We start from the raw sequence: 25,235 nt of genomic DNA on the forward strand, positions 1-25,235 counted from the left end.
CTCTCTCGTCTTATCCGCGAACCGCCGCGATGACCCGCGCGACGTCCGCGTCCGTCAGTTCGGGGTGAATGGGCAGCGCGAGAATACGGGAAGACAGATCTTCGGCAACAGGCAAGCACGTGCCGTCGTGATGGGCCTGATATGCGGGCTGCAGGTGCAGGGGACGGGGATAATAGATCGCCGACGGCACGCCCTTCGCGCGCAGCCGCTCCTGCAACGCCGCGCGTGCGGCCTCGCTTTCCACCAGCACGGCATAGATCGCCCACGCGCTGTGCGAATCCGGGACGCGCGCGGGGGTCGTGACATGGTGGGCCAGGCCGGCATCATAGGCGCCGGCAATCTCCTCCCGCCGGGCCAGTTCGGCGTCGAATCCTTCCAGCTTCGCCAGCAGCACCGCGGCCTGGAGCGTATCCAGGCGGCCGTTCATGCCGGTCCGCAGGACCTCGTATCGCGTCTTGCCCTCGCCGTGGGTACGCAGCGAACGGTAGACGTCCGCGCGCTCGGGGTCGTCGGTCAGGATCGCGCCGCCGTCGCCGTAGCCGCCCAGCGGCTTGGACGGGAAGAAGGACAGCGTGGTGGCCGTGGCCTCGCGCCCCAGCTTGCGTCCCGTCAGCGCGCCACCGAACGATTGTGCGCAATCGTCCATCAGGAACAGCCCCTCGCGCGCCGCGATGGCCCGCAATTCGGGCCAGGGGGCCGGCTGGCCGAACAGGTCCACGCCCACGATGGCACGCGGTCGCAGGGTTCCGGCGGCGCGGACATCGGCAATCCGCTTCTCCAGGCTGGCCGGGTCGATCTGGAACGTCCGGGGATCGACATCGACGAAGACCGGCGTCGCGTGCAGCAGCAGCGGCACCTCGGCCGTCGCGGTATAGGTGAAGGCCGGCAGGAAGACCGCGTCGCCGGGTCCGATGCCCTCGGCCATCATGACGATCTGGATCGCATCGGTGCCCGACGACACGCCGACGCATTCCCTGGCGCCGGCATAGGTGGCCAGGGCCTGTTCCAGTTCCGCCACCTCGGGTCCCATCACGAAACGGCAATGCGCCATGACGGCATCCACCCGCCGCCGGATGGCGTCGCCCAGCCGCGCCTGCTGCGCGGGCAGGTCGAGGAACGCGATGGGGGAAAGCGTCTCGGGGGAGGCGGTCATGGGGTCATGGTCCTTTCGGCGTCGGTCGGGTCCGCGAGCCTATCGCGCACGTCGCCGGTCGGGTTATGGGCGAATTCGGGAACGAGGCTCCCGATCAGCGCAAGGACGGCCGGAGTATCCTCGGCGCGGCAGGCGGCTTCCAGCGTGTCGATCGCCAGGCCGACGGCCCCACGGTCCACCATGCGGGGGGTCGCCATCTTCAGGCCCGGATGGTCGGTCGCGACCGGGGCCTCGCGCCCATGGAACAGTTCCTCGAACAGCTTTTCCCCCGGACGCAGGCCGGTGAAGCGGATCGGCACGTCCTGGTCGGGGCGCAGGCCGGCCAGGCGGATCATCTGCCGCGCCAGGTCGACGATCCGGATCGGCTTGCCCATGTCCAGGACGAAGATGCCGCCGCTGCGCAGCAGCGTGTCCGTGCCGCTGCCCGCGCGGGCGCGGATGGTGCCGCGCACGCTGGCCTGCAGCACCAGCCCCACGGCCTCGGACACCGTCATGAAATAGCGCTGCATGTCGGGGTGGGTAACCGTCAGCGGCCCGCCCCGTTCCAGTTGCCGGCGGAACAGGGGCACCACCGATCCCGTCGAACCCAGGACGTTGCCGAACCGTACGGTGACGCACCGCATCACGCCGGATTCGTCGCCGGTGCGGGCCTCGACATCCAGGGCCTGGCAATACATCTCGGCCGCGCGCTTGGAGGCCCCCATCAGGCTGGACGGATTCACCGCCTTGTCCGTCGAGACCATGACCAGGGCGCGGGCGCCATGCCGCGCCGCCGCGTCCGCGACGATCCGGGTGCCGATGACGTTCGTCAGCACCCCCTCGCACGGATTGGCCTCGACCATCGGCACGTGTTTCAGTGCCGCCGCGTGGAACACCAGTTCGGGACGGTACTGCGCGCAGACCTGTTCGATCCGCGCCCGGTCGCGGATATCGGCCAGGATCGTCTCGCGCCGCAGCCGGGGCGCGCGTTCCGACAGTTCCACGTCGATCTGCCACAGCGCGAATTCGCCATGGTCCAGCAGCAGCAGGCGGCCGGGCTCGTATTCCGCGATCTGCCGCGCCAGTTCCGACCCGATCGAGCCGCCGGCCCCGGTCACCAAGACGGTGCGGCCGCCCAGCAGGGCCGCCATGCCGTCATGGTCCAGCCCGACCTGGGGACGGTTCAGCAGGTCCTCGATCGCGACGGGGCGCAGTTCCAGCCGGTCGGCGGGCGTCAGGTCGGTCAGGACCGGCGCCCGCAGGACGGTCAGTCCCCGCCGCTCGGCCACCTGCATGATCTCGGCCAGGTCCTCGCCCCGGAACGCGGCATCGGTGATGACCAGCCGCTCGGGCCGGCCGCCATGCCCGTCCAGGCGGGCCAGGATGTCGTCCATTCCCTCGACATGGCCCAGGATGGGAATGCCGTGGATGCGCCGCCCGGCCTGCCGCCGCCCCTGGGTGACGATGCCGGCCACGCGAAAGGCGGGATCGGGCGCGCGTTCGACCGCGCGGATGAACAGGTCGGCCGAATTGTCCGAGCCGACCAGGATCACCTGGCTGGATGCCTGCCGCCGCGCCGTGCGGCGATAGGATAGCCGGTAGATGATCCGTATCCCGCCCATCAGCGTCAGCAGCACCAGGGCATGGATGATGGGAAAGGTCGGGGTCGGGATCGGAAAGCCGGTGACATGCAGGCCCAGCGCGAACAGGATGGCGCTGGCCACCGAGGCACCCGCGATGTTCAGCAGGTCGCCCACCCCCGAAAACCGCCAATATTGCTGCTGCACACGAAACGGCAGGCCGCTGATGATCAGGGTGATGGCGCCGCCCGCGACGAACCAGAGCGGATGCAGCAGGCCGCCGCGCGGGTCGGCCAGCCAGCGTGCCAGCGGCGCCGACAGGGCGGCGAGAAGGCCGTCCAGCAGGACATTGACGGCGATGCGGTTGACCGGGCGCCGCCTGTCGGCCGGCAGAGGGGGATCAGGGCGTTGCGAGGCCATTGTCCCGACCATATAGCCCAGCCCATTCCGTGCTAGATAGAGTCATGACGACAAAAACCCCTGGCGCATGAACCATTTCGTTTTTCCCCCCTCCGTCCCGTTCGCTTTTCTGCTGTTCGCCGTCTGGTCCGGCGCCGCGCTGATGGTGGCCGGTGCGATCCGCCTGGGGGTTCTGGACCATCCGGGCCATCGCAGTTCGCACACCCGCCCCACCCCCAAGGGCGGGGGAATCGGGGTAGTGACCGCGTTCGTGCTGGCGGTGCCGGCGGCGCGGCTGCTGCACGGCCTGCCCATGCTGACGCCGGCGGTCGCGGGGCTGCTGGCCGCGACCATCCTGCTGGGCGGGGTCTCGTGGCTGGATGACGTCTATCAATGGCCGCCCAGCCTGAAGCTGGCGGCGCAGTTCGCCGCGTCGATCCTGGTGGTGGCCACCGGCCCGCATCCGACGGGAATCGCGATGCCGATCGGGGGCGCCGTGCTGTCGGTCGGGGTGCTGGTGTTCATGACCAATGCCGTCAATTTCATGGATGGATTGAACGGCCTGGCATCGGGATCGATCCTGCTGGCCTGCCTGGTCATCGGCGGACTGGCATCCGGCGGCGCGGATCGGGCCGGGCTGGGCGACATGGCGCTGATCCTGGCGGCGGCGCTGGCCGGATTCCTGCCGTTCAATTTCCCGGCAGCCCGAATTTTCATGGGGGATGTCGGCAGTCAGAGCTGCGGCCTGCTGATGGGCGCCTTCGGCCTGGCCGGTGCCGCCGGGGGAACCGGGGGCGGGCTGGGGCTGGCGGTTCCGCTGCTGATGGCGGGTCTGCTCTACGATGTCGGCTATACCCTGCTGCGCCGCTGGCGGAACGGCGCGCGGCTGGTGGAAAGCCACCGCGAACATCTCTATCAGCTTGCCACCCAGGCCGGGATGTCACCGGTCGTGGTGACGCTGGTGCAATGGGCGTTCGTACTGTGGGGCGGTGTCGCGGCCCTGCTGATGCAGCAGGGGCGAACCGGCCCCGCCGGCGCCCTGGTCCTGGTCCTGTTGCCGCAACTGGGCTGGACCGGGATCGTCCGGGGCCGGATACGGCGCATGCCGCCGCGCGACGCCTGATCCGGCATCGCGCGGCGGGACGGTCCAGGACCGCCTGGTCGCCGCCTTATTTGGTCAGGGTCAGTTCCAGGCCCTGCGCCGCGCCGGCCAGGCGTGCGCCCTTGGACAGCGTCTCGATGCGGATCGTCACGTTATTGCCGTTATGCATCAACGTGCCGCCGACCCCGTTGCCCAGCGTCGCCTCGCCATTCGCGGCCACATAGGTCCCGTCGAAATCATGCAGGTGCTTCAAATTGTAGACCGTGCCGGTACTGACAACGGACGAATAGCCCACAGCGGCGATCGACCCGCCTTTGACCGTGAAATGATAGGTATGGTGGCCATAGGTCAGGGTGCCGTTGCCCCAGGTCCAGCCGACGCCGACATCGGCCGATTTGGCAACGAGGCGAATATGCCCCGATGGCGTCCCCAGGTCGTCGGCGGCCCGTGCCGCCGACCCGGGAAGGGACGCCGCCAGAAACGGAGTCGCAAGAACGGCTGCGGCAGCCACGCGTGTTGCCAGTCGCATGATCTTATCCTTGTCTGTCGGATGAATAACTCGGGGTACAGGGGCGGAACCACGCGGCGGACCCGTGCGGCCCGTCGTTGCGATGTGCACCTGCCTGTGCCGGGCGCATTGTCTCGGGCACAGTTCGCCAACCGCTGCCCTCAAGGCAACGACAGGCGGCGAATACACGCGCCATTCCATGGTTCCAGCCGACCGGAACCGGCGGCCATCCCCGCGGGAACAGCCGCCAGACCGGATTTCTTAGCCGGCGGCGCGGCGCGGGGCGCGTTCCTCGCCCCGGACGACCTTGCCGGTACGGGCGGTCGCGGGGACGCCGGCGGCTTCGTTCATGATCGAGCGCAGTTCGCGCAGGTAGGCCGCGCCCTTGAGCGTGCGCTGCACCAGCACCGAGCGGCGATCCATCGGGTCCACCTTGCGGCGGGCCAGATCCAGTTCACCCAGCCGGTCGAGCGCACGGGTGATGGCGGGCTTCGACACGTTCAGGGTCGAGGCCAGGCCGCGCACCGTGTGGGCCCCTTCCTGCAGGTAGCAGGTCAGGAACACGCCAAGCTGGCGAGCCGACAGGTCGGGCCCGTCACGGCGGACCATCGCGACCACCGTGTCGCGCAGGGTGCTGATCAATTGATCAGATGTGGACGAATTCTGGGCCATAATGAAAACCTTTCCTGACGGGCCGTCGGAAGGCCCCACGTTCAAGCCTGAGGGCCGGCGCTGCCGGAGCCCCTCAGTCATTCCAATGCTCTATATAGTTTCAGAATGCGGCATATATAAGTCCGAGCCGCCATATAGTTCATTCCCTAAATCGTTACTTTAGTGTGACACCCTGTCCGCGACATTAAGGATTCGCAACAATGAGGCATAAACTGCCCGCAAAATAGGCGTTTCCCCTCCTTCGGGCCGTCCGGGTTTGTAATGATCGTTCCAGCCGTAGAGGTCGATATGTGCCCAGCGCACGTCTGTTTTGACAAAATTTCGCAAAAAAAGCGCCGCCGTGACGGATCCGGCCATCGGCTTGGCCGATACGTTGTTCAGGTCGGCCACCGGACTCCGCAGCCAGTCGGCGTATCCGTCCCATAGCGGCAGCCGCCACAGCGGATCGCACTGGGCCGTGCCGGCTTCCAGGATCGCCTGGGCGACGGCGTCGTCGGGGCTGAACAGGGCCGGCAGGTCCGGACCCAGCGCCACCCGCGCGGCGCCGGTCAGGGTGGCCGCGTCGATCAGCAGGTCCGGGGCGGCGGCACAGGCATCGGTCAGCAGGTCGCACAGGACCAGGCGCCCTTCGGCATCGGTGTTACCGATTTCCACCGTCAGGCCCGAGCGGGTCACGACCACGTCCGAGGGCCGCATCGCCTCGCCCGACACGCTGTTTTCCACGCAGCCCAGCCGCAGTTCCAGGCGGATCGGCAGGTCGCGGGTCAGGATCAGGTGCGCCAGCGACAGCATCACCGCCGCACCGCCCATGTCCTTCTTCATGCGCAGCATCCCCGATGGCTGCTTCAGGTCGTACCCGCCGGTATCGAAGCACACGCCCTTGCCCACCAGCGACAGCAGGGGGGCATCGGGACCGGCGGCGCTGCCCTGCCAACGCGCGATGACGACCTTCGGTGCCCGGGCCGATCCGGCGCCGACATGCGCGATGGTGGGATAGGCGCGGGCCAGGTCACGCCCCTTGACCGTTTCGACCCGCGCGCCCAGCGGATTCAGCATATGGCGGGCGGCGCGGGCCAGTTCGGCCGGGCCCATCAGGTTGGGCGGCGTGTTGATCAGGTCCCTGCCCAGCCGGATCGCATGGGCCACTTCGGCCCCTGCCCCGCCGCCCGCCGGCACGATCAGGCGGGCGATGTCCTTGCCCGGCGGCGACGCCTCAGCCCGTCCGAAGGCCGGCATGCGATAGGCCCCCAGGCAGAAGCCCAGGACCGCCGTCGCGGGCGCCACACCATCGGGCAGCGCGATCTTCCACGCCCCGGGCGGCAGCGACCCGGCCAGACCGCCGAACTGGAACGGATCGGCCGCCCCGCCGTCCGCCCCCGTGCGCACACCCAGCACCGCCGCCGCCACGCCGTTGGCACCGGGAATCAGCGCCAGTTCTCCGGGACGGGCCTGAAAGCCGGTATCCCGCGCGAAGGCGGCGCCCGTTGCCCCGATTCGCTCGCCCAGGGTGCCCAGTTCGGCCTGCGGCAGGGCGTGAATCGTCCGCACGCCGGCGCGGCGGCCCCGCGTCGGGGGCAACAGGCAGGGAAATTCCTCGATAGACATCAGCGATCTCCGCGATCCAGTGGCCGCCAGCGTGCGTCCCTGGCGGCGGCAACGCAACCGCCGGCGCGCAATTCCACGTTTCCCATGCGGGTTTTGCTTGCAATCCGTCCGGCGCCATCTGAGCATGTACCCATGCTGGGTGTACCCTCGGGGGCTGGCCCCCTTCGCGCCGTGCGACGCTCCTCCAACCCCATGACCGCCCAGCGTGTCAGGGCGATTCTCGGTCCGACCAATACAGGGAAGACCCACCTCGCCATCGAACGCCTGCTGGCGCATTCCAGCGGCATCATCGGCTTTCCGCTCCGGCTGCTGGCGCGCGAGAATTACGAACGCATGGTCGCCGCCAAGGGGGCCGCCTCCGTCGCGCTGATCACGGGCGAGGAAAAGATCGTCCCGCCGAACGCCCGCTGGTTTTCCTGTACCGTCGAGGCCATGCCCCTGGACCAGATGGCGGAATTCGTCGCGGTCGATGAAATCCAGCTCTGCGCCGATCCCGATCGGGGGCATGTCTTCACCGACCGGCTGCTGCACGCCCGCGGACTCGTCGAAACGATGTTCCTGGGCGCGGAAACGATTCGCCCCCTGCTGCGCCGGCTGGTGCCGGGGGTGGAAATCGAAAGCCGCCCGCGCCTGTCCCAGTTGACCCATCTGGGCGGAAGCAAGCTGACACGCCTGCCGCCGCGATCGGCCATCGTCGCGTTCTCGGCAACCGAAGTGTATGCCATTGCGGAACTGATCCGCCGCCGCCGGGGCGGATGCGCGGTGGTCATGGGCCAGTTGTCGCCCCGCACCCGCAACGCGCAGGTGGCGCTGTACCAGGATCGCGAGGTCGATTACCTGGTGGCGACGGACGCGATCGGCATGGGGCTGAACATGGACGTCAACCATGTGGCGTTCGCCGGCCTGTCGAAATTCGACGGCGCCCGCGCCCGCCCGCTGTCGCCGGCGGAAATCGCGCAGATCGCGGGGCGGGCCGGACGGGGCATGCGCGACGGCACGTTCGGCACCACGGGCACCTGCCCCGCCCTGCCGGACGAGATTGCCGAAGCGGTGGAGACCCATCGTTTCGACCCGATCGAGCGGCTGTTCTGGCGGAACAGCGACCTGGATTTCGCCGGCCCCGACGCGCTGCTGGCCAGCCTGAACCGCCCCCCGCCGACCCATGGCCTGACGGCGGGCAATGAGGCATCGGACGTGATGACCCTGTCCAGCCTGGCGTCGGTGCCGGACATCCGGGCGCTGGTCCGGTCCTCGCGCGCCACACGGCTGCTGTGGGACGCCTGCCAGATCCCGGATTTCCGCAAGCTTGGCGATGAGACGCACACCAGGCTGTGCGCCCGAATCTTCACCCATGTCATCCGCGACGGACATGTTCCCGAGGCCTGGATGGAGTCGCAGATCGCGGCCTTTGCCCGCCCCGAAGGCGATATCGATTCGCTGATGCACCGCCTGTCGGGCATTCGCGTCTGTTCCTACATCGCCGCGCGCCGCGACTGGGTGCGCGATGCCGCGCGCTGGCAGGAGCGTGCGCGCGTGGTCGAGGACCAGTTGTCGGACGCGCTGCATGAACGGCTGACGGCGCGCTTCGTGGACCGGCGGGCGGCATCGCTGATCCGCCGCCTGGACGAATCGTCGGGCGATGACGAGTTGCTGTCCGCCGTCACCAGCCGAGGCGAGGTCGTGGTCGAGGGCCACCCGGTGGGGCGCGTCGCCGGCCTGGACCTGCTGCCCGACCCGGACTGCGATCATCCGGACCGGCGGCTGCTGCTGCGCGCCGCGCGCCGGGCCCTGCGGTCCGAAATACCCCGTCGCGTCCGCGTCCTGACGGCGGCGGATGACGGCGAGTTCGATTTTTCGGCCGACGGGCGGTTCCTGGTCTGGGACGATGCCCCCATTGCGCGGCTGCGCGGCGGCGAGGACATGCTGCGCCCGCGGATCGAGGTGCTGGACAATGCCTTCCTGGACGGTGTCCAGCGCGAACGCGTCCGCGCGCGCCTGGCCGCCTGGTTGGACCGCCAGGTGCAGGACGTCATGGCACCCCTGTTCGCCGCACGCGCCGCCGTCGAGCAGGACCCGGCGCTGCGCGGCGTCATGCATCGCCTGATGGAACAGGGCGGCGTGGTCGCGGACGTCGGCCCCCTGTCCCCGGTGTTGCGGGCCCGGCTGAAGACGCTGGGGGTACGGGTCGGGCGGCACGCGGTGCTGATGCCCGCGCTGCTGCGCCCCCATGCCATGCGCCTGCGCGCTATCCTGCTGGCCGTGCGCGCCGGCCGGCCGATCCCGGCCATCCCGTCCGCTGGCGCGGTGTCGGTGCCGGTGGACGACCCGCGCGACCTGTTGCTGGCGCCGCTGGGCTGGATCGTGGCGGGGCCGGTGCGGCTGCGCCTGGACATTGCCGAAAAGATGTCCGCCGAATTGCGCTGGCGGGCGCGCAACGGCCCGGTCCCGCTGCCCGACGGCCTGTCGTCGCGCCTGGGCGTCCGGCCCGAGGCCGTGGCCGCGATCCTGAAGGCGCTGGATATTCCCGTCCGCGCGGCCCGCCCGCTGAAGGACAGCGAATACGGCCCCGTCGCGCCGCCGATGCTGGCCGTCACCCAGGACGCGCGACGGCGCCAGCGGCAACAGCAACAGCGCACACGCCCCGTCCCGGTCGAAATGGACCGTCCCGCCGGGCCCGCCACCGGATTCGCGGTGGCGGATCGATCCCGCCCCGCGCCCCGGCCCGGCGGCGAGCGCCGGCCGGCGACGCATGTCCCGGACGGCCCTTTCGCCGCACTGGCGGTGCTGAAACAGCGCCGGTCATGAAGGAAGACCGCCACCCAGCCGCCAGCGGGGCGGATGACGCCGCGATCGCGGCGCAGCGGCTGGATTTGTGGCTGTGGTGCGCCCGGTTCGCGCGACATCGCCCCGATTGCGCCCGCATGGCGCAGGATGGGCTGGTACGCATCAACCGCCAGCGAACCGAGAAAGCCCACGCCCTGGTGCGGCGGGGGGACGTCCTGACCCTGCCGGGAGCGGGGGATCATGGCGTGATGGTCGTGCGGGTCCTGGGCCTGGTACCGCGACGCGGATCGGCCACGCTTGCCCGCCTGCTCTATGATATAGTGCCCGAGCAGGCAGAGGCTGGATAGTGCCATAAGCGGGCCCGCCATCCAGGTCGTCTTTGGCTCGCCCTTTGACTTGCCATGGCGCCAAAAGGCTTTCATACCTGCCCGCATCGTAGGCGAGGACCCGCAAACGGCCCCTCGCCGGCCCCAGGCTGGTCCGATGTCATCAACAGGCGATGCCATCCCCAGCATCAGATAATCGGAGACGAGCGATGACCTACGTGGTCACCGAAAACTGCATCCGCTGCAAATTCATGGACTGTGTCGAGGTGTGCCCGGTCGACTGCTTCTATGCCGGCGAAAATTTCCTGGTCATCAACCCCGATGAGTGCATCGATTGCGGCGTGTGTGAGCCTGAATGCCCGGCGGAAGCCATCGTCCCCGACAGCGACGACCGCGCCGCGGCCTGGGCCGAGATCAACGCATCCTATTCCGCCAAATGGCCCAACATCACCCGCAAGGGTACCGCCCCGGCCGATGCCGAGGAATGGAAGGACAAGCCGGGCAAGAAGGACCTGCTGTCCCCCGAGCCGCACAAGGACTGAGCAGAAGACGACACCCCGTCGGGATAATACCCGGCGGGGCACAGGGCCCGCCCCGGACACATGAAAAGGCCGGTGAGGATTTCTCCTCACCGGCCTTTTTCAATGAAAAACGTGACCGGGCCGAAACCCGGTCACGCTCTCCATGCGGACAGTCCAGGACCCAGGTGCCCGGGGGCACCTGGATGATGGCTGTTACCGCGACATCATGTTGATCGCGGTGTCGTGCATGATGAACACGGTGCCGACGATCAGGATCAGCACCGCCGTAACCGTGAAGACGAAGGCCATCACGTTCCAACGCTGCTCGGACGACGTGTTCATGTGGAGGAAGAACACCAGATGAACCACGACCTGCACCGCCGCCAGGATGGCGATGGCGGCAATCGTGCCGGACGGCGAGAAGCTGTGCGCCATGACGACGCCGAAGGCCGCCGCCGTCAGCACGACGGAAATCACGAACCCGGTAAGGTAAGACCCTACGCTTCCGTGGCTCGAGCCCGAATGGGCAGTGTGCGCGTCAGCCATCAGATCACACTCATCAGATAGACAAAGGTGAAGACACAGATCCAGACGATGTCCAGAAAGTGCCAGAACAGGCTGAGGCAGGTCAGCTTGTTCATCATCCGCTCGGACAGGACGGTCTGGCCCATCGACTGGACCATCAGGACCGCCATCCACAGCAGGCCGCAGGTCACGTGCAGGCCGTGCGTTCCCACCAGGGTGAAGAAGGACGACAGGAACGCGCTGCGATCCGGGCCGTTGCCTTCAGCCACCATATGCGAGAATTCGCGGATTTCCATGAACAGGAACCCCAGACCCATCAGGAAGGTCAGGACCAGCCATCCTCGCATCGCGCCCAGCTTGTTCTTGTGGGCGTTGATCATGGCAAAGCCATAGGTGATCGAGCTGACCAGCAGAAGCGCCGTTTCAATCCCGACGCCATTCAGCTCGAAGAGGTCCTTGCCGGTGGGACCACCGGCAAACTGGGTGCGCATCACCGCGAACACTGCGAACAGTGTGCCGAAGATGAGGCAGTCCGTCATCAGATACAGCCAGAACCCGAACACCACCGGAGATTCGTGGTGTTCCTCGTGGGCGTGGGCCGCGTCAGCAGTTATATCGTGCGCCATTATTCCGCCGCCTGTGCTGCCAAGAGGTTACGGGTATGCTCGTTCTCGATACGGGCAACTTCGGCCGCCGGCACGTAGTAGTCGACGTCGTTGTTGCTGCTCCGCGCGATCAGGGTCCCAATGACACCGAGCAGGCCGACAGCCGCGAGCCACCAGATGTACCAGACCGCGGCGAAGCCGAGGATCAGGCTGAACACACCGATGAAGAAGCCAGCCGACGTGTTCTTCGGCATGTGGATCGGCTGATAGGTCGCACCGGCCGAACGGGTGTCGATGCCGGCTTCCTTGTCGTGGGCGAAGGCATCCAGCTCGTGCACCGTGGGCACAACCGCGAAGTTGTAGAACGGCGGCGGGGACGAGGTGGACCATTCCAGCGTGCGCGCATTCCACGGATCGCCCGTCAGGTCACGGCTTTCCGGCAGGTTGCGGTCACGGATCGAGACATAGATCTGGGTCAGCTGGCAGACCACGCCCAGCGCGACGATCGCGGCGCCGATCGAGGCCATCACCATCCACGGATGCCAGGCCGGGTTGTCATAGTGGTTCATGCGACGCGTCATGCCCTCGAAACCCAGGACATAGAGCGGCATGAACGCCATGTAGAAACCCACGAGCCAGCACCAGAAGGCACGCTTGCCCCAGGCTTCGTTCATCTTGAAGCCGAAAGCCTTCGGCCACCAGAAAGCCATCGCGGCGACATAACCGAAATACACACCGCCGATGATGACGTTGTGGAAGTGGGCGATGACGAACAGGCTGTTGTGCAGGACGAAGTCGGCGGCCGGGATGGCCAGCATGACGCCGGTCATGCCACCGATGGAGAAGGTGACCATGAAGCCGATCACCCAGTACATGATGCCGTTGAACTCAACACGGCCCTTGTAGATGGTGAACAGCCAGTTGAAGATCTTCACGCCCGTCGGGATCGCGATGATCATCGTCATGATGCCGAAGAACGCGTTGACGTTGGCGCCGGCGCCCATGGTGAAGAAGTGATGCGCCCATACCACCAGCGACAGGCCCATGATCGAGCAGGTCGCGTAGACCATGGTGTTGTAGCCGAACAGCGGCTTGCGCGAGAAGGTCTGCGTGATTTCCGAGAACGCGCCGAAGGCCGGCAGGACCAGGATGTAGACTTCCGGATGACCCCACGCCCAGATCAGGTTGAGGTACAGCATCTGGTTGCCGCCACCGTCATTGGTGAAGAAGTGCATCCCGAAATAACGGTCCAGACCCAGCAGAGCCAGGGCCACCGTCAGGAACGGGAACGCCACCATGATCAGCACGGTGTTGCAGAGGATGGTCCAGGTGAACACCGGCATCTTCATGAAGGTCATGCCGGGGGCGCGCATCTTCACGATGGTCGTGAAGAAGTTGATGCCCGTCAGCAGCGTGCCGACACCCGAAAGCTGCACGGCCCAGATGTAGTAGTCGACGCCGACGCCGGGGCTGAACTGCAGTTCCGACAGGGGCGGATACGCCAGCCAGCCGCACTGCGAGAACTCGCCGATGAACAGCGAGATGTTGATCAGGACGAAGCTGATCGTCGTCATCCAGAAGCTGACCGAGTTCACGAACGGGAAGGCCACGTCGCGGGCACCGATCTGCAGCGGCACGATCACGTTCATCAGTCCGCTCATGAACGCCATCGCCATGAAGAAGATCATGATGGTGCCGTGGGCCGAGAAGATCTGGTCGTAATGGTGCGGCGGCAGGTAGCCCGGATTGCCGGCATAGGCCAGCGCGAGCTGCGAGCGCATCATGACGGCGTCCGCGAAGCCGCGGGCAAGGGCGAGCAGGGCCAAGACGATATACATCACGCCGAGACGCTTGTGATCGACCGAGGTGAGCCACTCTTTCCAGAGATAGCCCCACTTGCCGTAATAGGTGATCAGGCCAAGGACGGCCAGCCCGACGATCGCGACGCCGGCGAAGGTTCCAACAAGAATCGGCACATCGAACGGGATGTCCGACCAGCTTAATTTTCCTAACATCTGTCCTATTCCTTCATATTCATGTCGGACATTGCGGACTGCACCGGCTTCAACTTGCCCGTGCCCTCATCCATGATCATGCCGTTGTTGTACTTGGCCACGATCCCATCGAAGAAGCTGGATGAAACGTGCGAGAAATACTCGACCGGGTTCTTCTCGCTGGGCGCCGCCAGCTTGGGATAGTTCGAACCGTCGAGCTGTTCGGAGGACGCCTTAACCTTCTGGACCCAGGCGTTGTAGTCGTCGTTGCTCATCGCCAGCGCGCGGAACTGCATGTCCGAGAAGCCGCGGCCGCTGAAGTTGGCCGATTCACCCAGGTAGTTGCCGGCTTCGTTGGCAATCAGGTGAAGCTGCGTGCGCATGCCGGCCATGGCGTAGACCTGCGAGCCGAGCTGCGGAATGAAGAACGAGTTCATGACCGAATCAGAGGTGATCCGGAAATCGACCGGCGTATTCACCGGGAAGGCCATCTGGTTGACGGTGGCGATCCCCTCGTCGGGGTAGATGAACAGCCACTTCCAGTCCAGGGCGACGACATCGACATGAATCGGCTTCACGTTCGTTTCGTCATCGATCGGGCGATAGGGGTCGAGCGAATGGCAGGTCTGATAGGTCAGGACCGCCAGGAACAGGATGATCAGGCTGGGCACGAGCCAGATCACGACCTCGATCTTGTTGGAATGCGCCCATTTCGGAAGATATTCGGCGCTCGTGTTCGACTGGCGGTACTGCCACGCGAACAGCAGCGTCAGGACGATGACCGGCACGACGACCAGCAGCATCGCGTAGGTCGCGCTCAGGATCAGGCTCTTTTCCTGAACACCGATGACGCCCTTGGGGTTGAGGGTCACCCAGTCACATCCCGCCAAGAGGAACGCTGAGGACAAACACAATAAATTCGATAATCTTGGCAAGATTTTTTTCTTCATCTCACGCCTCGTTGGTTTCGACATCACCCTTGCTCACATGCTCGCTTCGTCCACGGGCTTAAAACAACAACGGTCACGTTTCATGTTTACTGCGGAACCCGATCAGGCATCCCACCGTTCTTCACTTCAAGTGACATCAAGCCTTCGTCCACCCCCCTGATTCGAATAGGAGGTCTTCGTCGGATCGTCTCCCTCATGAGTTTACCCCGGCCATTCGACCATGATCTCGATCAAGGATTCCGATCGGCGATGCCCTCCTCCGCCGGATCGGGCAGAGACGGATACCCTCGTGCCGCCTAGTGTCCAGAAGCGTCCTATCTGCGCAGATACCCTTTCGTACAGTTCTCTATCTGCCTTATCCGACCGGAAGGACCTGACAAGCAAGACTTCACATAATGTTTCATATTATTACGAGTCAACGAAATGCCTGGGATTAAGTCCCATGATTTCAACAAGATCCTCGCATGTCGGAGAGTTCACATCGCCGTCATCGAACTCTTTCCGAGGCAGAATAAGTCTTATTTTTGGCAAATTCCCAAGGCGTTTTTGCCTGCATCTCTTTCCCGGGCCAGGGCGATGCACAAAAAAAGCCCCGCCGGATGGCGGGGCTTGCAGGATTCCGGGACCACGGGGCCCATGGGGTCGCGTCAGTTATCCTGATTGCTGCGCACGCCCATGAACTGCAGCAGGAACTGGAACAGGTTGATAAAGTTCAGGTAAAGGGTCAGCGCGTCATAGACCGAGCGCTTCGCCGCGCCTTCGGGGCCTTCGTAATAGGCGAACTGCTGGTAGGTCATCTTGATGCGCTGGGTGTCGAAGGCCGCCAGGCCGACGAAGATGAAGACGCCGACGACGCTGTACAGCATATAGAGGGCCGAGCTGTGCAGGAACATGTTGACCAGCCCCGCGATCACCAGCCCGAACAGGCCCATGAGCAGGAACGAGCCGAACCGCGTCAGGTCGGTCCGGGTAACGTAGCCCCAGATCGACATGGCCGAGAACGTCCCCGCCGTCACGAAGAATACGCGGACCACCGACACCCCGGTGAAGGTCAGCAGGATGCTGGACAGGCTGGCGCCCATCACGGCGCAGAACAGCCAGAACAGCGCCTGCACCGCCTGCCGGGACAGCCGGTTCACCCCCAGCGACATGACCAGCACGAAGCCCAGCGGCGCGATCATCGCCAGCATGCCCAGGCCGGTCGGCCGCACGGCGACACCCGACGGCGTCATGACGGCGGCGAAGAACGCGGCGCGCAGGCTGGTATTGGCCACCAGGTACGCCACGGTGCCGGTCAGCACCAACCCTGACGCCATCCAGTTATAGACCCGGAGCATATAGGCGCGCAGTCCCTGATCGATCGCCCCGGCGTCGGTTCCCGCACCGGCGGGTCGGGTCATTGTTCGAAAATCCGGGCTGAAAGCCATGACATCCTTCCTTGGTCCGGATAATTCCGGACTATCACTTGGCTGATGTGGGGGGCGGCCGCTCCGATTCAAGGAGAATCCTTCCACGGCCGAATTACAATTTATAAACATACGACGACCGCCCTACCCTATTCATTATAGACTCCGCGGCGGCCGGTGGAAACTTTCCCGTCCCGGATCGGAAAGAACGCCGGAGAAGGCAGATGAGACTGTTCGTGGCCATCGAGATCGTGCCGCCGCTGCGCGACGCCATTGCCAGCCTGCGCGGCAGCCTGGCAGGCGTCCGGTGGACCGATCCGCTGTCCTATCACCTGACCTTGCGCTTCATCGGGGACGTGCGGGACCGCGCCCGGCAGGAGGACATCCATCACGCCCTGATGGCGATTCGCGCCCCGACCTGCACCCTGTCCCCCCAGGGGCCGGGCGTGTTCGAGCAGGAGGGCGGCCTAGACCGGCTATGGATCGGGGTCGCGCGAAGCGATCCGCTGATGCATCTGCAACGCAAGGTCGATACCGCGATACGCCGCGCGGCCGGCCTGCAGGTCGAGCGGCGGCGTTTCCTGCCCCATGTCACCATCGGTTCGGTCGCCCGCCCGCCGCCGCCCGTGATGTCGGCGTGGCTGACCCAGTGGGGCACCGTTCCCCCGCCCCCGGCGGACGCCACGCATTTCACCCTGTTCCGTTCGTTACGTGGCCCGGATCAGCCCCTGTACGACCCGCTGGCCGAATATCCTCTCGGGTAGCGATTCGGCATGGCGATGACGGTATCCGAATGCATGCGATGGATGCATATTTATCATAACATGGATAATTATTCATAACGCAGCCAGACTTCACGTCCCCATGCCGGCGCCCCGCTTTTCAGCCTGAAATCGGCGGAAAACAGCCAAAATCTCCTCTGCCCTCTGCTCGCCCGAATACGGGCATACTGCAAGTTCCGCCGTCGGTCCTCACGAATGAGGCGATGCAGAACACTAAATCGTCAGAAGACTGTCACAACAGTCACATTATGTTCGCATCGAACGGACCGTCTGCGGTCCGGACCCGGATTCATCCGGTTTTTTCTTTTGTCACGAGGACATCGGACATGATGCGAGCCGTTTACGGGAAAAGACGTTCTCTCCGCGGAACGCTTGCCGTCGGAACGATATGCGCCGCGACATTCTTTGGATATACGGCGGCGACCAGTGCCGCCGAATCCGAATTCGGCGCGACGGGTGAAGCAATTATCCATGCGGACGACCATCCCGGCGACTGGCTGACCTACGGCCGCACCTATTCCGAGCAGCGTTATAGCCCGCTGGACCAGATCAACCGGTCCAATGTCGGCAACCTGAAGCTGGCCTGGTATTACGACCTGGACACCAACCGTGGGCAGGAAGGCACGCCGCTGATCGTCGATGGCGTGATGTACGCCACCACGAACTGGAGCAAGATGAAGGCCCTGGACGCGGCCACGGGCAAGCTGCTGTGGGCGTACGACCCCCGCGTGCCCGGCAATATCGCCGACAAGGGATGCTGTGACACCGTCAATCGCGGTGCGGCCTACTGGAACGGCAAGGTCTATTTCGGCACGTTCGACGGAAGGCTGATCGCGCTGGACGCCAAGACCGGCAAGCTGGTCTGGAGCGTGAACACCATCCCCGCCGACGCGGCCCTGGGCCACCAGCGTTCCTACACCGTGGACGGCGCGCCGCGTATCGCCAAGGGCCGGGTCATCATCGGCAATGGTGGATCGGAATTCGGCGCGCGCGGCTTCGTTTCGGCCTTCGACGCCGAGACCGGCAAGCTGGACTGGCGCTTCTACACGGTGCCGAATGCGCAGAACAAGCCGGACAACGCGCCGTCCGACGCTGTCCTGATGAGCAAGGCGTACCCGACCTGGAGCCCGACCGGCGCATGGACGACCCAGGGCGGCGGCGGCACGGTATGGGATTCGATCGTCTATGACCCCGTGACCGATCTGGTCTATCTGGGCGTGGGCAACGGGTCGCCCTGGAACTACAAGTTCCGTTCCGACGGCAAGGGCGATAACCTGTTCCTGGGCAGCATCGTCGCGCTCAAGCCCGAAACCGGCGAATATGTCTGGCATTTCCAGGAAACGCCGATGGACCAGTGGGACTATACCTCGGTCCAGCAGATCATGACGCTGGATCTGCCCATCAACGGGCAGACGCGGCATGTCATCGTCCATGCGCCGAAGAACGGCTTCTTCTACATCATCGACGCCAAGACCGGCGAATTCCTGTCGGGCAAGAACTATGTCTACGTGAACTGGGCCAGCGGCCTGGACCCGAAGACCGGCCGTCCGATCTATAACCCGGATGCGCTCTATACCCTGAACGGCAAGGAATGGTACGGCATCCCGGGCGATCTGGGCGGCCACAATTTCGCGGCCATGGCCTTCAGCCCCCGGACCGGACTGGTCTATATCCCGGCCCAGCAGGTGCCATTCCTGTATACGAGCCAGGTCGGCGGCTTCAAGCCGCATCCGGACAGCTGGAATCTCGGCCTCGACATGAACAAGGTCGGCGTCATGGATTCGCCCGAGGCCAAGCAGGCCTTCATCAAGGACCTGAAGGGCTGGATCGTCGCCTGGGACCCGGTGAAGCAGCAGGAAGCGTTCCGCGTCGACCACAAAGGCCCGTGGAATGGCGGTATCGTGGCCACCGGCGGCGACCTGCTGTTCCAGGGCCTGGCGAACGGCGAATTCCATGCCTACGACGCCACCAACGGCGCCGACCTGTTCCACTTCGCGGCGCAGAGCGGCATCATCGCCCCGCCGGTCACCTACATGGCCAACGGCAAGCAGTATGTCGCGGTCGAGGTCGGATGGGGCGGCATCTATCCGTTCTTCCTGGGTGGCCTGGCGCGGACCAGCGGCTGGACCGTCAACCATTCGCGCGTCATCGCCTTCTCGCTCGACGGCGCGGCCAAGTTGCCGCCGCAGAACGACAAGGGCTTCCTGCCCGTCAAGCCGCCCGCCCAGTTCGACGGCAAGCGGACCGACAACGGGTATTTCGAGTTCCAGACCTTCTGCGCGGCCTGCCATGGCGACAATGCCGAGGCCGGCGGCGTGCTGCCCGACCTGCGCTGGTCCGGCGCGATCCGCCATCAGGACGCGTTCTATAACGTGGTCGGCCGCGGCGCCCTGACGGCATACGGCATGGATCGGTTCGATGCCTCGATGAAGCCGGAGCAGATCGAGGACATCCGGCAATTCCTGATCAAGCGTTCCAACGACACCTACCAGAGGGAGGTTGATGCCCGGAAGAACGTGGACGGCATACCCGCACAGTGACGTCTTTCCCTACGGTTTTTCGGATTTTCCGCATCAACACGACGCATGGTGAACAGAATGCTCAACAGGCTTAAGGTTGCGATCGGCACGGCGGCGTTCAGTCTGCTGGCCACGAGCGCAATGGCACAGGCGCCCGACCAGGCGCTGATCGACAAGGGCGCCTACGTGGCGCGGCTGGGCGACTGCGCCGCCTGCCACACTGCCCTGCACGGACAGGCCTATGCGGGTGGCCTGCAGATCAAGAGCCCGATCGGCACGATCTATTCGACGAACATCACGCCCGATCCGACCTATGGCATCGGCCAGTACAGTTTCGAGGATTTCGAGCAGGCCGTACGGCACGGCGTGAGAAAGGACGGGACGACGCTGTATCCGGCAATGCCCTATCCCGCGTTCTCGCGCATGACGCAGGACGACCTGCGGGCGCTCTACGCCTACCTGATGCACGGCGTGAAGCCGGTCGCGAATCCCGATCGCCCGGCCGATATCTCTTGGCCGCTGTCGATGCGCTGGCCCCTGTCGATCTGGCGGACGCTGTTCGCGCCCGCACCGGCGGACTTCAAGCCGGCGCCGGGACAGGACCCCGTCGTGGCGCGCGGTGAATACCTGGTGACCGGTCCGGGCCATTGTGGCGCCTGCCATACGCCGCGCGGCTTCGGCATGGAGGAAAAGGCGCTGGATGCCAGCGGGGGTGCGGTCTACCTGTCCGGCGGCGCGCCGATCGACAACTGGGTGGCCCCCAGCCTGCGTGACGATCCCGTGACGGGCATTGGCCGGTGGTCCGAGGACGACGTGTACTATTTCCTGAAATCGGGACGTACCGATCATGCCGCGGTCTTCGGCGGCATGGCGGACGTCGTGGCGTGGAGCACGCAGTATTTCACCGACGACGACCTGCGGGCCATGGCCAAATACCTGAAGAGCCTGCCGTCCGTGCCGGCGTCGCAAGGGACCTACACCTACGACGCTTCCACGACCGACATGCTGAATTCGGGCAAGACGGCGTCCTCGCCCGGTGGTGACGTGTATCTGCGCGAATGCGCCATCTGCCATCGCAATGACGGCGGCGGCGTGGCCCGCATGTTCCCGCCGCTGGCGGGCAATCCGGTGGTCGTGACCGACGACCCGACCTCGCTGGTCAATGTCATCACCAATGGCGGGGTCCTGCCGCCGACCAACTGGGCGCCGTCCGCGGTGGCCATGCCGGCCTATGGCAAGACCCTGTCGTCGCAGCAGATCGCGGACGTGGTCAACTTCATCCGCACCGGCTGGGGCAACCATGCGCCGGCCAGCGTGACGGCGGCTGACGTCGCGAAAATGCGCGATACGGGCGCGCCGGTGTCCAGCAGCGGGTGGAACACCTCCAGCAGCGGCTGGCTGGTCCTGCATCCGCAGCCCTACGGCGCCGGGTGGACCTTCGCCCCGCAGACCCATTCCGGAGTCGACCAGGCGCAGTAACGCCACGCCGGTCATCGGGTAGCACAAGACGCTTCTTGCCGCCGCGGGGCCCTACCCCGCGGCGGTTTTCTTATGGGCCCGATCTGGAGCACAATAGGGCCATCCCGCCGAGGAGGAGATCGCCCATGGAACGCCCGCTGGAACGCCCGCTGGAACGCCCCTGGGAACGTATCGTCGTCCTGACCGGCGCCGGCATCAGCCGGGAATCGGGCCTGGAAACATTCCGTGACGGCGACGGACTCTGGAGTCGCTACGCCATCGAGGATGTGTGCACGCCCCACGCCTTTCACCGCGACCCGTTGCTGGTGGACCGCTTCTATAACGACAGGCGTGCCGAATTGTGGCGCGTGCGGCCCAACGACGCGCATCTGGCCCTGGCCCGGCTGGAGCACGCGGCCCGGGCGGGGGAATGGGACGGCGAGATCCTGATCGTCACGCAGAATATCGACGATCTGCATGAACGGGCCGGCAGCCGGAACGTGGTGCATATGCACGGCGAATTGCTGCGCGTGCGCTGTACCGCCTGCGGCGCGACGCCTGACTGGCAGGAAAACTGCCTGCCGCAGACCCCATGCCCGATATGCCATCGCCCGGCGCTGCGTCCCGATGTCGTATGGTTCGGCGAAATTCCGCTGCACATGGAGCGGATTCAGGCCGCGCTGGACCGATGCGACCGCTTCGTGTCCATCGGCACGTCCGGCACGGTCTATCCGGCCGCCGGTTTCGTGGCGCAGGTGCGCGACCATGCCGACACACTGGACATCAATCTGGAGGCCCCCGCCGTTCCGACGGCGTTCGAGCGCAGCATGGTGGGCGCCGCCACCCGGATGGTGCCGCGCTGGGTCGACGAAGTCCTGGCCGGATGACCGGGAACGAGGACGATTTGGACGCGCTGTTGTGTCAGGTGCGGGCCTGCCGGGCCTGCGCCGACAGCCTGCCCCTGGGGCCGCGGCCGATCCTGCACGTTTCGTCCACCGCGCGGCTGCTGATCGCGAGCCAGGCCCCGGGTACGCGGGTGCATGAAACCGGGATATCGTTCAACGACGCCTCGGGCGACCGGCTGCGTGGCTGGCTGGAGATGGATCGCGCGACCTTCTACGATTCCAGCCGCGTTGCCCTGCTGCCGATGGGCCTGTGCTATCCGGGCCGCCTGCCCGCCGGCGGCGACCGACCGCCCCGGCCCGAATGCGCGCCGCTGTGGCGTGCGCGGCTTCTGGCCCTGATGCCGTGCATCCGGCTGACCCTGCTGGTCGGCTCCTATGCCCAGGCGGCCGTGCTGGGCCCGGGGCGGGTGGAGGACCGAGTGCGGAATTTTCGCGCCCTGCTGCCCCATTATTTTCCCCTGCCCCACCCGTCCTGGCGCACCGGGGCATGGGAGCGCCGGAATCCGTGGTTCACGGCCGAGGTGATCCCGGCGCTGCGTGCCGCCATCCGGCCGCTGCTCGACCCGCCGTCAGGACGCGACGGCGGCCCGGACGATGGTCAGGGCCAGTCCCTTGATCCCCGCCGAGAGGATCTGCACCCCGATGCATAGCAGGATCAGGGCAGCCAGGCGGGACACGATCCGCGCGCCGGTCACGCCCAGCAGCGCCATCAGCCGTTCGGCATAGGCATAGGCCAGCCAGATCGTCCCCGCCACGACGATGGCGGCCAGTGACAGCGCGACATAGAACACCAGCCAGCCCGAGGAAGCCGGCCGGCCGGCACTGAGCGCGATCGCGACCGAGATGGTGCCCGGCCCGACCGTGAACGGCATGGTCATGGGAAAGAACGCCATTTCCGTCCAGCGGGGCACGGCGACCGTCCGGCCGCCCTGCAATGCCTGCTGCTCCTTGCGCGCGGCCGCTTCCTCCGGCGCCTGCAGCAGCGCCCAGGCGCGCACCGCGACCACCAGCCCGCCGGCAATGCGCAGCGAATCGATGGTAATGCCGAAAAAGGCCAGGATGGCGCTGCCTATCCAGATCGACGCGATCAGCAGGACGGCGGAATAGAGCGCCACGGTCCGTGCCAGCGCCAGGGATTCCGCCCGCGCCCGGCCCGCCGTGACCTGCGTGAAGATCAGCGAGGCCCCGATGGGATTCACGATCGAGAACAGGGCGGGGAACGCCAGCAGGAAGGTATCGCTGAACACCGACAGGTCGTACCCCCATCCCGGGGGCGCGGCGGCGGGAAGGCCTGGGGGCATGGCGGTTCTTCCAAAGGGCCGATCCCCGTAAGGCCGGGATCAGCCTATCGTCTTTTCCGAAGCCCGCGGGCCCGTCAAGCCCCGTCCGCCGGGGCGGGGGGCGCAAGAGTCCGCATGGCGGCACGCACGCCGGCCACGCTCTGGGGAACGCAGCACAGGAACACGTCGTCCCCGTCGTCCGTCCGGGCCATGTCCATGTCGGACACCGGCCAGGAGGTCAGGCCCAGATCGTTGTAGACATCCAGCATCGACGCGCCCACCCGCCAGAAAGCCGGCTGGCGGCCCTCCTGTACCGCCAGGTCGCGCAGCCACCAGATGGCCGAGGCGCAATCGTCCCAGGCGCCGGCGGGGTCGCCCAGCCCGATCAGGTACGCGTCCGTCCGCAGGAACGGCAGCAGGGCCATGCCGGATTCGCCGGGAATCAGCCCGCTCGGCGCCATCGGGGCCGGATCGTCCAGTGCGTGGTCCAGCGCGTGATAGAGAGCCCGCCCCTCGGCGTTCCACGGCAGCACCGCGATCTGGCCGGGACGGACCAGCCGGCCGATCATGATCAGGCCCAGCACGACGGCCAGCCCCATCGTCCACTGCGCCACACCGTGGGCCGAGGTGAACAGCATCACCTCCCACCAGCTTCCGCCGACCTCGTCCCGCGGGCCGGAACACACCAGGACCAGCACGCAGCCGATCAGCAGTACCAGCGACAGGAAGGTGCGGAAGGCCAGGGGTTCGCTGAGGATGCGCGCATGCCGGTAGTAGGAACTGCGAAACGGCGCGATCAGGATCGCCACCATGGCCAGGATGCCCGGCACCGCCAGCGATGCCCCCCGCAGCAGCGTCAGGGCCGACGCGCCGATCAGCAGGCCCAGCGTCACCTTCCACGCCAGCGTCACGCGCTGGGACAGGCCGATCGCCAGGCCGATCAGCGCCACGCCGATCAGCGACAGCAGATAGTCGCCCGCGACGCCGACCATATGGTGCAGGCCGCCCGCATTGCTCCACGATGCCGGGTCCAGGATCGTCAGCGCGATCAGCAGCGCACCGCAGATCGACACCGCGCCCGTCGCCACGACGACCGAGAAATCGGCCTCGCTTTCACGGATCACGTGGCTGGGGCGGATGTCGCGCGGCCCCCGGCGCGGCGCGCGGGGGACGGTCTTGCGCGTCAGGGCGGCGTCGCCACGCAGGAACAGCTCATGCCCCGCGAACATCAGGCCGGCCAGGAACAGCGGGATGATGTAATAGAACAGCCGGAAGATCAGGATGGTGCTGATGATCTGCGACGGCGGCAGATAGGGGCCGAGGGCGAGCATCATCGCCCCGTCGAAGACCCCCAGCCCCCCCGGCACGCTGGCGACCAGTCCCGCCGTATAGGATGCGATGTAGATCGCCAGGAACACGCCATATCCCAGCCCCACGCCCGAGGGCAGGAAGATATAGGCGATGCCCGCCGTCGCCGCGACCTCGGCCGTCGCGACCAGCGTCTGGGCCAGGGCCATGGCCGGGCGCGGCAGGACCACGGTATGCCGGCAGACGCGCACATGCGTCAGGCGCAGCCCCAGCAGGATATAGGCCCCGACCCCCGCCCACATCAGAAGCCCGATCCCCGACAGCAGCAGACGCGGCAGGTGCGCGCCGATCACGGGAACCGCATCGGGCTCCAGCACCAGGACCGCCCCGACCAGCGTCCCCGCCCCCAGCAGATAGGTCACCGAGCAGAAGGCGATGATCTGCGCGATGTCGAACGTGCAGAGCCCCCAGTTGCCGTAGAGCCGGAACCGGACCGCCGCCCCGGAAATCGCGGCAAACCCCAGATTGTGCGACAGGACATAGGAACAGAACGCGGCGAACGCCGTCCGCCGGAAGGGCAGCCGGCGCCCGACCTGCACGACCGCCAGGCAGTCGTAGAAGGACAGGATGAAGTACGACAGGACCGTGCAGCCCACCCCCAGCGCCAGGGTCGAGGTCGGGATCGTCCGCAGGGCGGCACGGATATCGTCCCAGTGCAGGTCCCGGACCTCGTGCTGGACCACGATGATCGCGGCGACCATCAGGCCCAGCCCCAGGACGTGGGGAACGTGCCGCAGCAGGCGTCGCCAGCCGGGCGGCGGCGATGGCGGCGGCGCGCCCTGCATGTCTTGTCGATTCAGGAACATGACGGGCT

Annotated in this window: 21 protein-coding genes; 9 read left to right on the top strand and 12 right to left on the bottom strand. The window is 66.3% G+C overall.

What is annotated here, in order from left to right; translation table 11 throughout:
• Window positions 1-10: 10 nt before the first annotated feature.
• Window positions 11-1,153, bottom strand: a complete 1,143-nt coding sequence (locus GDIA_RS01270; protein ID WP_012553036.1) for a DegT/DnrJ/EryC1/StrS family aminotransferase — start codon at window positions 1,151-1,153, stop codon at window positions 11-13.
• Entirely contained in the window at window positions 1,150-3,132 is a 1,983-nt protein-coding gene (locus GDIA_RS01275) for a polysaccharide biosynthesis protein (protein WP_244455078.1), read from the bottom strand. Before GDIA_RS01275 ends, GDIA_RS01270 begins: the two co-directional genes overlap by 4 nt.
• A 67-nt stretch (window positions 3,133-3,199) precedes the next feature.
• On the opposite strand from GDIA_RS01275, the gene GDIA_RS01280 reads away from it, so the two are divergent.
• Window positions 3,200-4,234, top strand: a complete 1,035-nt coding sequence (locus tag GDIA_RS01280) for a glycosyltransferase family 4 protein (RefSeq protein WP_012225721.1) — start codon at window positions 3,200-3,202, stop codon at window positions 4,232-4,234.
• Window positions 4,235-4,280: 46 nt separating this feature from the next.
• Here the strand turns inward: GDIA_RS01280 and GDIA_RS01285 are convergent, their stop codons facing one another.
• From GDIA_RS01285 to GDIA_RS01295, 3 genes are all read right to left on the bottom strand, one after another.
• On the bottom strand, window positions 4,281-4,742 hold the full coding sequence (locus tag GDIA_RS01285) for a hypothetical protein (RefSeq protein ID WP_012225722.1): 462 nt from the start codon (window positions 4,740-4,742) through the stop codon (window positions 4,281-4,283).
• Window positions 4,743-4,982: 240 nt separating this feature from the next.
• The gene (locus tag GDIA_RS01290; protein WP_012553038.1) at window positions 4,983-5,393 is read right to left on the bottom strand and encodes a MarR family transcriptional regulator; all 411 of its coding nucleotides are present in this window, start codon (window positions 5,391-5,393) and stop codon (window positions 4,983-4,985) included.
• A 159-nt stretch (window positions 5,394-5,552) separates the two neighbouring features.
• Entirely contained in the window at window positions 5,553-6,998 is a 1,446-nt protein-coding gene (locus GDIA_RS01295) for a leucyl aminopeptidase family protein (protein WP_012225724.1), read from the bottom strand.
• A gap of 132 nt (window positions 6,999-7,130) precedes the next feature.
• Here GDIA_RS01295 and GDIA_RS01300 point away from each other — a divergent pair, with 132 nt between their 5' ends.
• The 3 genes from GDIA_RS01300 to fdxA all read left to right on the top strand — a co-directional run bounded on the left by GDIA_RS01300 (window position 7,131) and on the right by fdxA (window position 10,650).
• Window positions 7,131-9,803: a helicase-related protein gene (locus tag GDIA_RS01300; RefSeq protein WP_012225725.1), complete on the top strand. Its 2,673-nt coding sequence runs from the start codon at window positions 7,131-7,133 to the stop codon at window positions 9,801-9,803.
• The gene (locus GDIA_RS01305) at window positions 9,800-10,129 is read left to right on the top strand and encodes an RNA-binding S4 domain-containing protein (RefSeq protein ID WP_012225726.1); all 330 of its coding nucleotides are present in this window, start codon (window positions 9,800-9,802) and stop codon (window positions 10,127-10,129) included. The genes GDIA_RS01300 and GDIA_RS01305 overlap by 4 nt, the downstream gene beginning before the upstream one ends.
• A gap of 188 nt (window positions 10,130-10,317) precedes the next feature.
• Entirely contained in the window at window positions 10,318-10,650 is a 333-nt protein-coding gene (gene fdxA / locus GDIA_RS01310) for a ferredoxin FdxA (protein ID WP_012225727.1), read from the top strand.
• 192 nt (window positions 10,651-10,842) lie between these two features.
• On the opposite strand, the gene cyoD is transcribed toward fdxA, so the two are convergent.
• The 5 genes from cyoD to GDIA_RS01335 form a co-directional block, all read right to left on the bottom strand.
• Complete coding sequence (gene cyoD / locus GDIA_RS01315) at window positions 10,843-11,175, bottom strand: cytochrome o ubiquinol oxidase subunit IV (protein ID WP_012225728.1); 333 nt, start codon at window positions 11,173-11,175, stop codon at window positions 10,843-10,845.
• Window positions 11,175-11,780: a cytochrome o ubiquinol oxidase subunit III gene (gene cyoC, locus GDIA_RS01320; RefSeq protein WP_012225729.1), complete on the bottom strand. Its 606-nt coding sequence runs from the start codon at window positions 11,778-11,780 to the stop codon at window positions 11,175-11,177. Before cyoC ends, cyoD begins: the two co-directional genes overlap by 1 nt.
• Window positions 11,780-13,774, bottom strand: a complete 1,995-nt coding sequence (cyoB, locus tag GDIA_RS01325; RefSeq protein WP_012553039.1) for a cytochrome o ubiquinol oxidase subunit I — start codon at window positions 13,772-13,774, stop codon at window positions 11,780-11,782. The genes cyoC and cyoB overlap by 1 nt, the downstream gene beginning before the upstream one ends.
• A gap of 5 nt (window positions 13,775-13,779) precedes the next feature.
• A complete protein-coding gene (gene cyoA / locus GDIA_RS01330; RefSeq protein ID WP_012553040.1) occupies window positions 13,780-14,703 on the bottom strand; it encodes a ubiquinol oxidase subunit II in 924 nt (307 codons plus the stop codon).
• Window positions 14,704-15,350: 647 nt separating this feature from the next.
• Window positions 15,351-16,130, bottom strand: coding sequence for a Bax inhibitor-1/YccA family protein (locus tag GDIA_RS01335; protein WP_012553041.1), 780 nt, complete (start codon window positions 16,128-16,130; stop codon window positions 15,351-15,353).
• 203 nt (window positions 16,131-16,333) lie between these two features.
• Between GDIA_RS01335 and thpR the strand changes: the two genes are divergently transcribed.
• The 5 genes from thpR to GDIA_RS01360 all read left to right on the top strand — a co-directional run bounded on the left by thpR (window position 16,334) and on the right by GDIA_RS01360 (window position 22,423).
• Window positions 16,334-16,873 (top strand): RNA 2',3'-cyclic phosphodiesterase, encoded by a 540-nt coding sequence (gene thpR / locus GDIA_RS01340; RefSeq protein WP_012225735.1) that lies wholly within the window; start codon window positions 16,334-16,336, stop codon window positions 16,871-16,873.
• Between the two features lie 344 nt (window positions 16,874-17,217).
• A complete protein-coding gene (locus GDIA_RS01345) occupies window positions 17,218-19,431 on the top strand; it encodes a PQQ-dependent dehydrogenase, methanol/ethanol family (RefSeq protein ID WP_012553042.1) in 2,214 nt (737 codons plus the stop codon).
• A gap of 57 nt (window positions 19,432-19,488) precedes the next feature.
• Complete coding sequence (locus GDIA_RS01350) at window positions 19,489-20,889, top strand: cytochrome c (RefSeq protein WP_173363372.1); 1,401 nt, start codon at window positions 19,489-19,491, stop codon at window positions 20,887-20,889.
• Between the two features lie 125 nt (window positions 20,890-21,014).
• A complete protein-coding gene (locus GDIA_RS01355; protein WP_012553043.1) occupies window positions 21,015-21,755 on the top strand; it encodes an NAD-dependent deacylase in 741 nt (246 codons plus the stop codon).
• Complete coding sequence (locus GDIA_RS01360) at window positions 21,752-22,423, top strand: uracil-DNA glycosylase family protein (RefSeq protein WP_012225739.1); 672 nt, start codon at window positions 21,752-21,754, stop codon at window positions 22,421-22,423. Before GDIA_RS01355 ends, GDIA_RS01360 begins: the two co-directional genes overlap by 4 nt.
• On the opposite strand, the gene GDIA_RS01365 is transcribed toward GDIA_RS01360, so the two are convergent.
• Both GDIA_RS01365 and GDIA_RS01370 read right to left on the bottom strand, forming a co-directional pair.
• A complete protein-coding gene (locus GDIA_RS01365; RefSeq protein ID WP_012225740.1) occupies window positions 22,343-23,074 on the bottom strand; it encodes a MarC family protein in 732 nt (243 codons plus the stop codon). The genes GDIA_RS01360 and GDIA_RS01365 overlap by 81 nt on opposite strands.
• A gap of 74 nt (window positions 23,075-23,148) precedes the next feature.
• Window positions 23,149-25,227, bottom strand: coding sequence for a lysylphosphatidylglycerol synthase domain-containing protein (locus tag GDIA_RS01370; RefSeq protein WP_012553044.1), 2,079 nt, complete (start codon window positions 25,225-25,227; stop codon window positions 23,149-23,151).
• Window positions 25,228-25,235 lie beyond the last annotated feature (8 nt).

The sequence above is a fragment of the Gluconacetobacter diazotrophicus PA1 5 genome, from assembly GCF_000021325.1.
In the GTDB taxonomy this organism is placed as follows: domain Bacteria; phylum Pseudomonadota; class Alphaproteobacteria; order Acetobacterales; family Acetobacteraceae; genus Gluconacetobacter; species Gluconacetobacter diazotrophicus.

Coding starts and splice junctions, on each gene's coding strand:
- GDIA_RS01345 (WP_012553042.1), top strand. CDS start 17,218: ATGATGCGAGCCGTTTACGGGAAAAGACGTTCTCTCCGCGGAACGCTT.
- GDIA_RS01350 (WP_173363372.1), top strand. CDS start 19,489: ATGCTCAACAGGCTTAAGGTTGCGATCGGCACGGCGGCGTTCAGTCTG.
- GDIA_RS01275 (WP_244455078.1), bottom strand. CDS start 3,132: ATGGCCTCGCAACGCCCTGATCCCCCTCTGCCGGCCGACAGGCGGCGC.
- GDIA_RS01305 (WP_012225726.1), top strand. CDS start 9,800: ATGAAGGAAGACCGCCACCCAGCCGCCAGCGGGGCGGATGACGCCGCG.
- cyoA (WP_012553040.1), bottom strand. CDS start 14,703: ATGAAGAAAAAAATCTTGCCAAGATTATCGAATTTATTGTGTTTGTCC.
- cyoC (WP_012225729.1), bottom strand. CDS start 11,780: ATGGCGCACGATATAACTGCTGACGCGGCCCACGCCCACGAGGAACAC.
- GDIA_RS01285 (WP_012225722.1), bottom strand. CDS start 4,742: ATGCGACTGGCAACACGCGTGGCTGCCGCAGCCGTTCTTGCGACTCCG.
- fdxA (WP_012225727.1), top strand. CDS start 10,318: ATGACCTACGTGGTCACCGAAAACTGCATCCGCTGCAAATTCATGGAC.
- cyoD (WP_012225728.1), bottom strand. CDS start 11,175: ATGGCTGACGCGCACACTGCCCATTCGGGCTCGAGCCACGGAAGCGTA.
- thpR (WP_012225735.1), top strand. CDS start 16,334: ATGAGACTGTTCGTGGCCATCGAGATCGTGCCGCCGCTGCGCGACGCC.
- GDIA_RS01335 (WP_012553041.1), bottom strand. CDS start 16,130: ATGGCTTTCAGCCCGGATTTTCGAACAATGACCCGACCCGCCGGTGCG.
- GDIA_RS01355 (WP_012553043.1), top strand. CDS start 21,015: ATGGAACGCCCGCTGGAACGCCCGCTGGAACGCCCCTGGGAACGTATC.
- GDIA_RS01360 (WP_012225739.1), top strand. CDS start 21,752: ATGACCGGGAACGAGGACGATTTGGACGCGCTGTTGTGTCAGGTGCGG.
- GDIA_RS01300 (WP_012225725.1), top strand. CDS start 7,131: ATGCTGGGTGTACCCTCGGGGGCTGGCCCCCTTCGCGCCGTGCGACGC.
- GDIA_RS01370 (WP_012553044.1), bottom strand. CDS start 25,227: ATGTTCCTGAATCGACAAGACATGCAGGGCGCGCCGCCGCCATCGCCG.
- GDIA_RS01365 (WP_012225740.1), bottom strand. CDS start 23,074: ATGCCCCCAGGCCTTCCCGCCGCCGCGCCCCCGGGATGGGGGTACGAC.
- GDIA_RS01280 (WP_012225721.1), top strand. CDS start 3,200: ATGAACCATTTCGTTTTTCCCCCCTCCGTCCCGTTCGCTTTTCTGCTG.
- GDIA_RS01290 (WP_012553038.1), bottom strand. CDS start 5,393: ATGGCCCAGAATTCGTCCACATCTGATCAATTGATCAGCACCCTGCGC.
- GDIA_RS01295 (WP_012225724.1), bottom strand. CDS start 6,998: ATGTCTATCGAGGAATTTCCCTGCCTGTTGCCCCCGACGCGGGGCCGC.
- cyoB (WP_012553039.1), bottom strand. CDS start 13,774: ATGTTAGGAAAATTAAGCTGGTCGGACATCCCGTTCGATGTGCCGATT.
- GDIA_RS01270 (WP_012553036.1), bottom strand. CDS start 1,153: ATGACCGCCTCCCCCGAGACGCTTTCCCCCATCGCGTTCCTCGACCTG.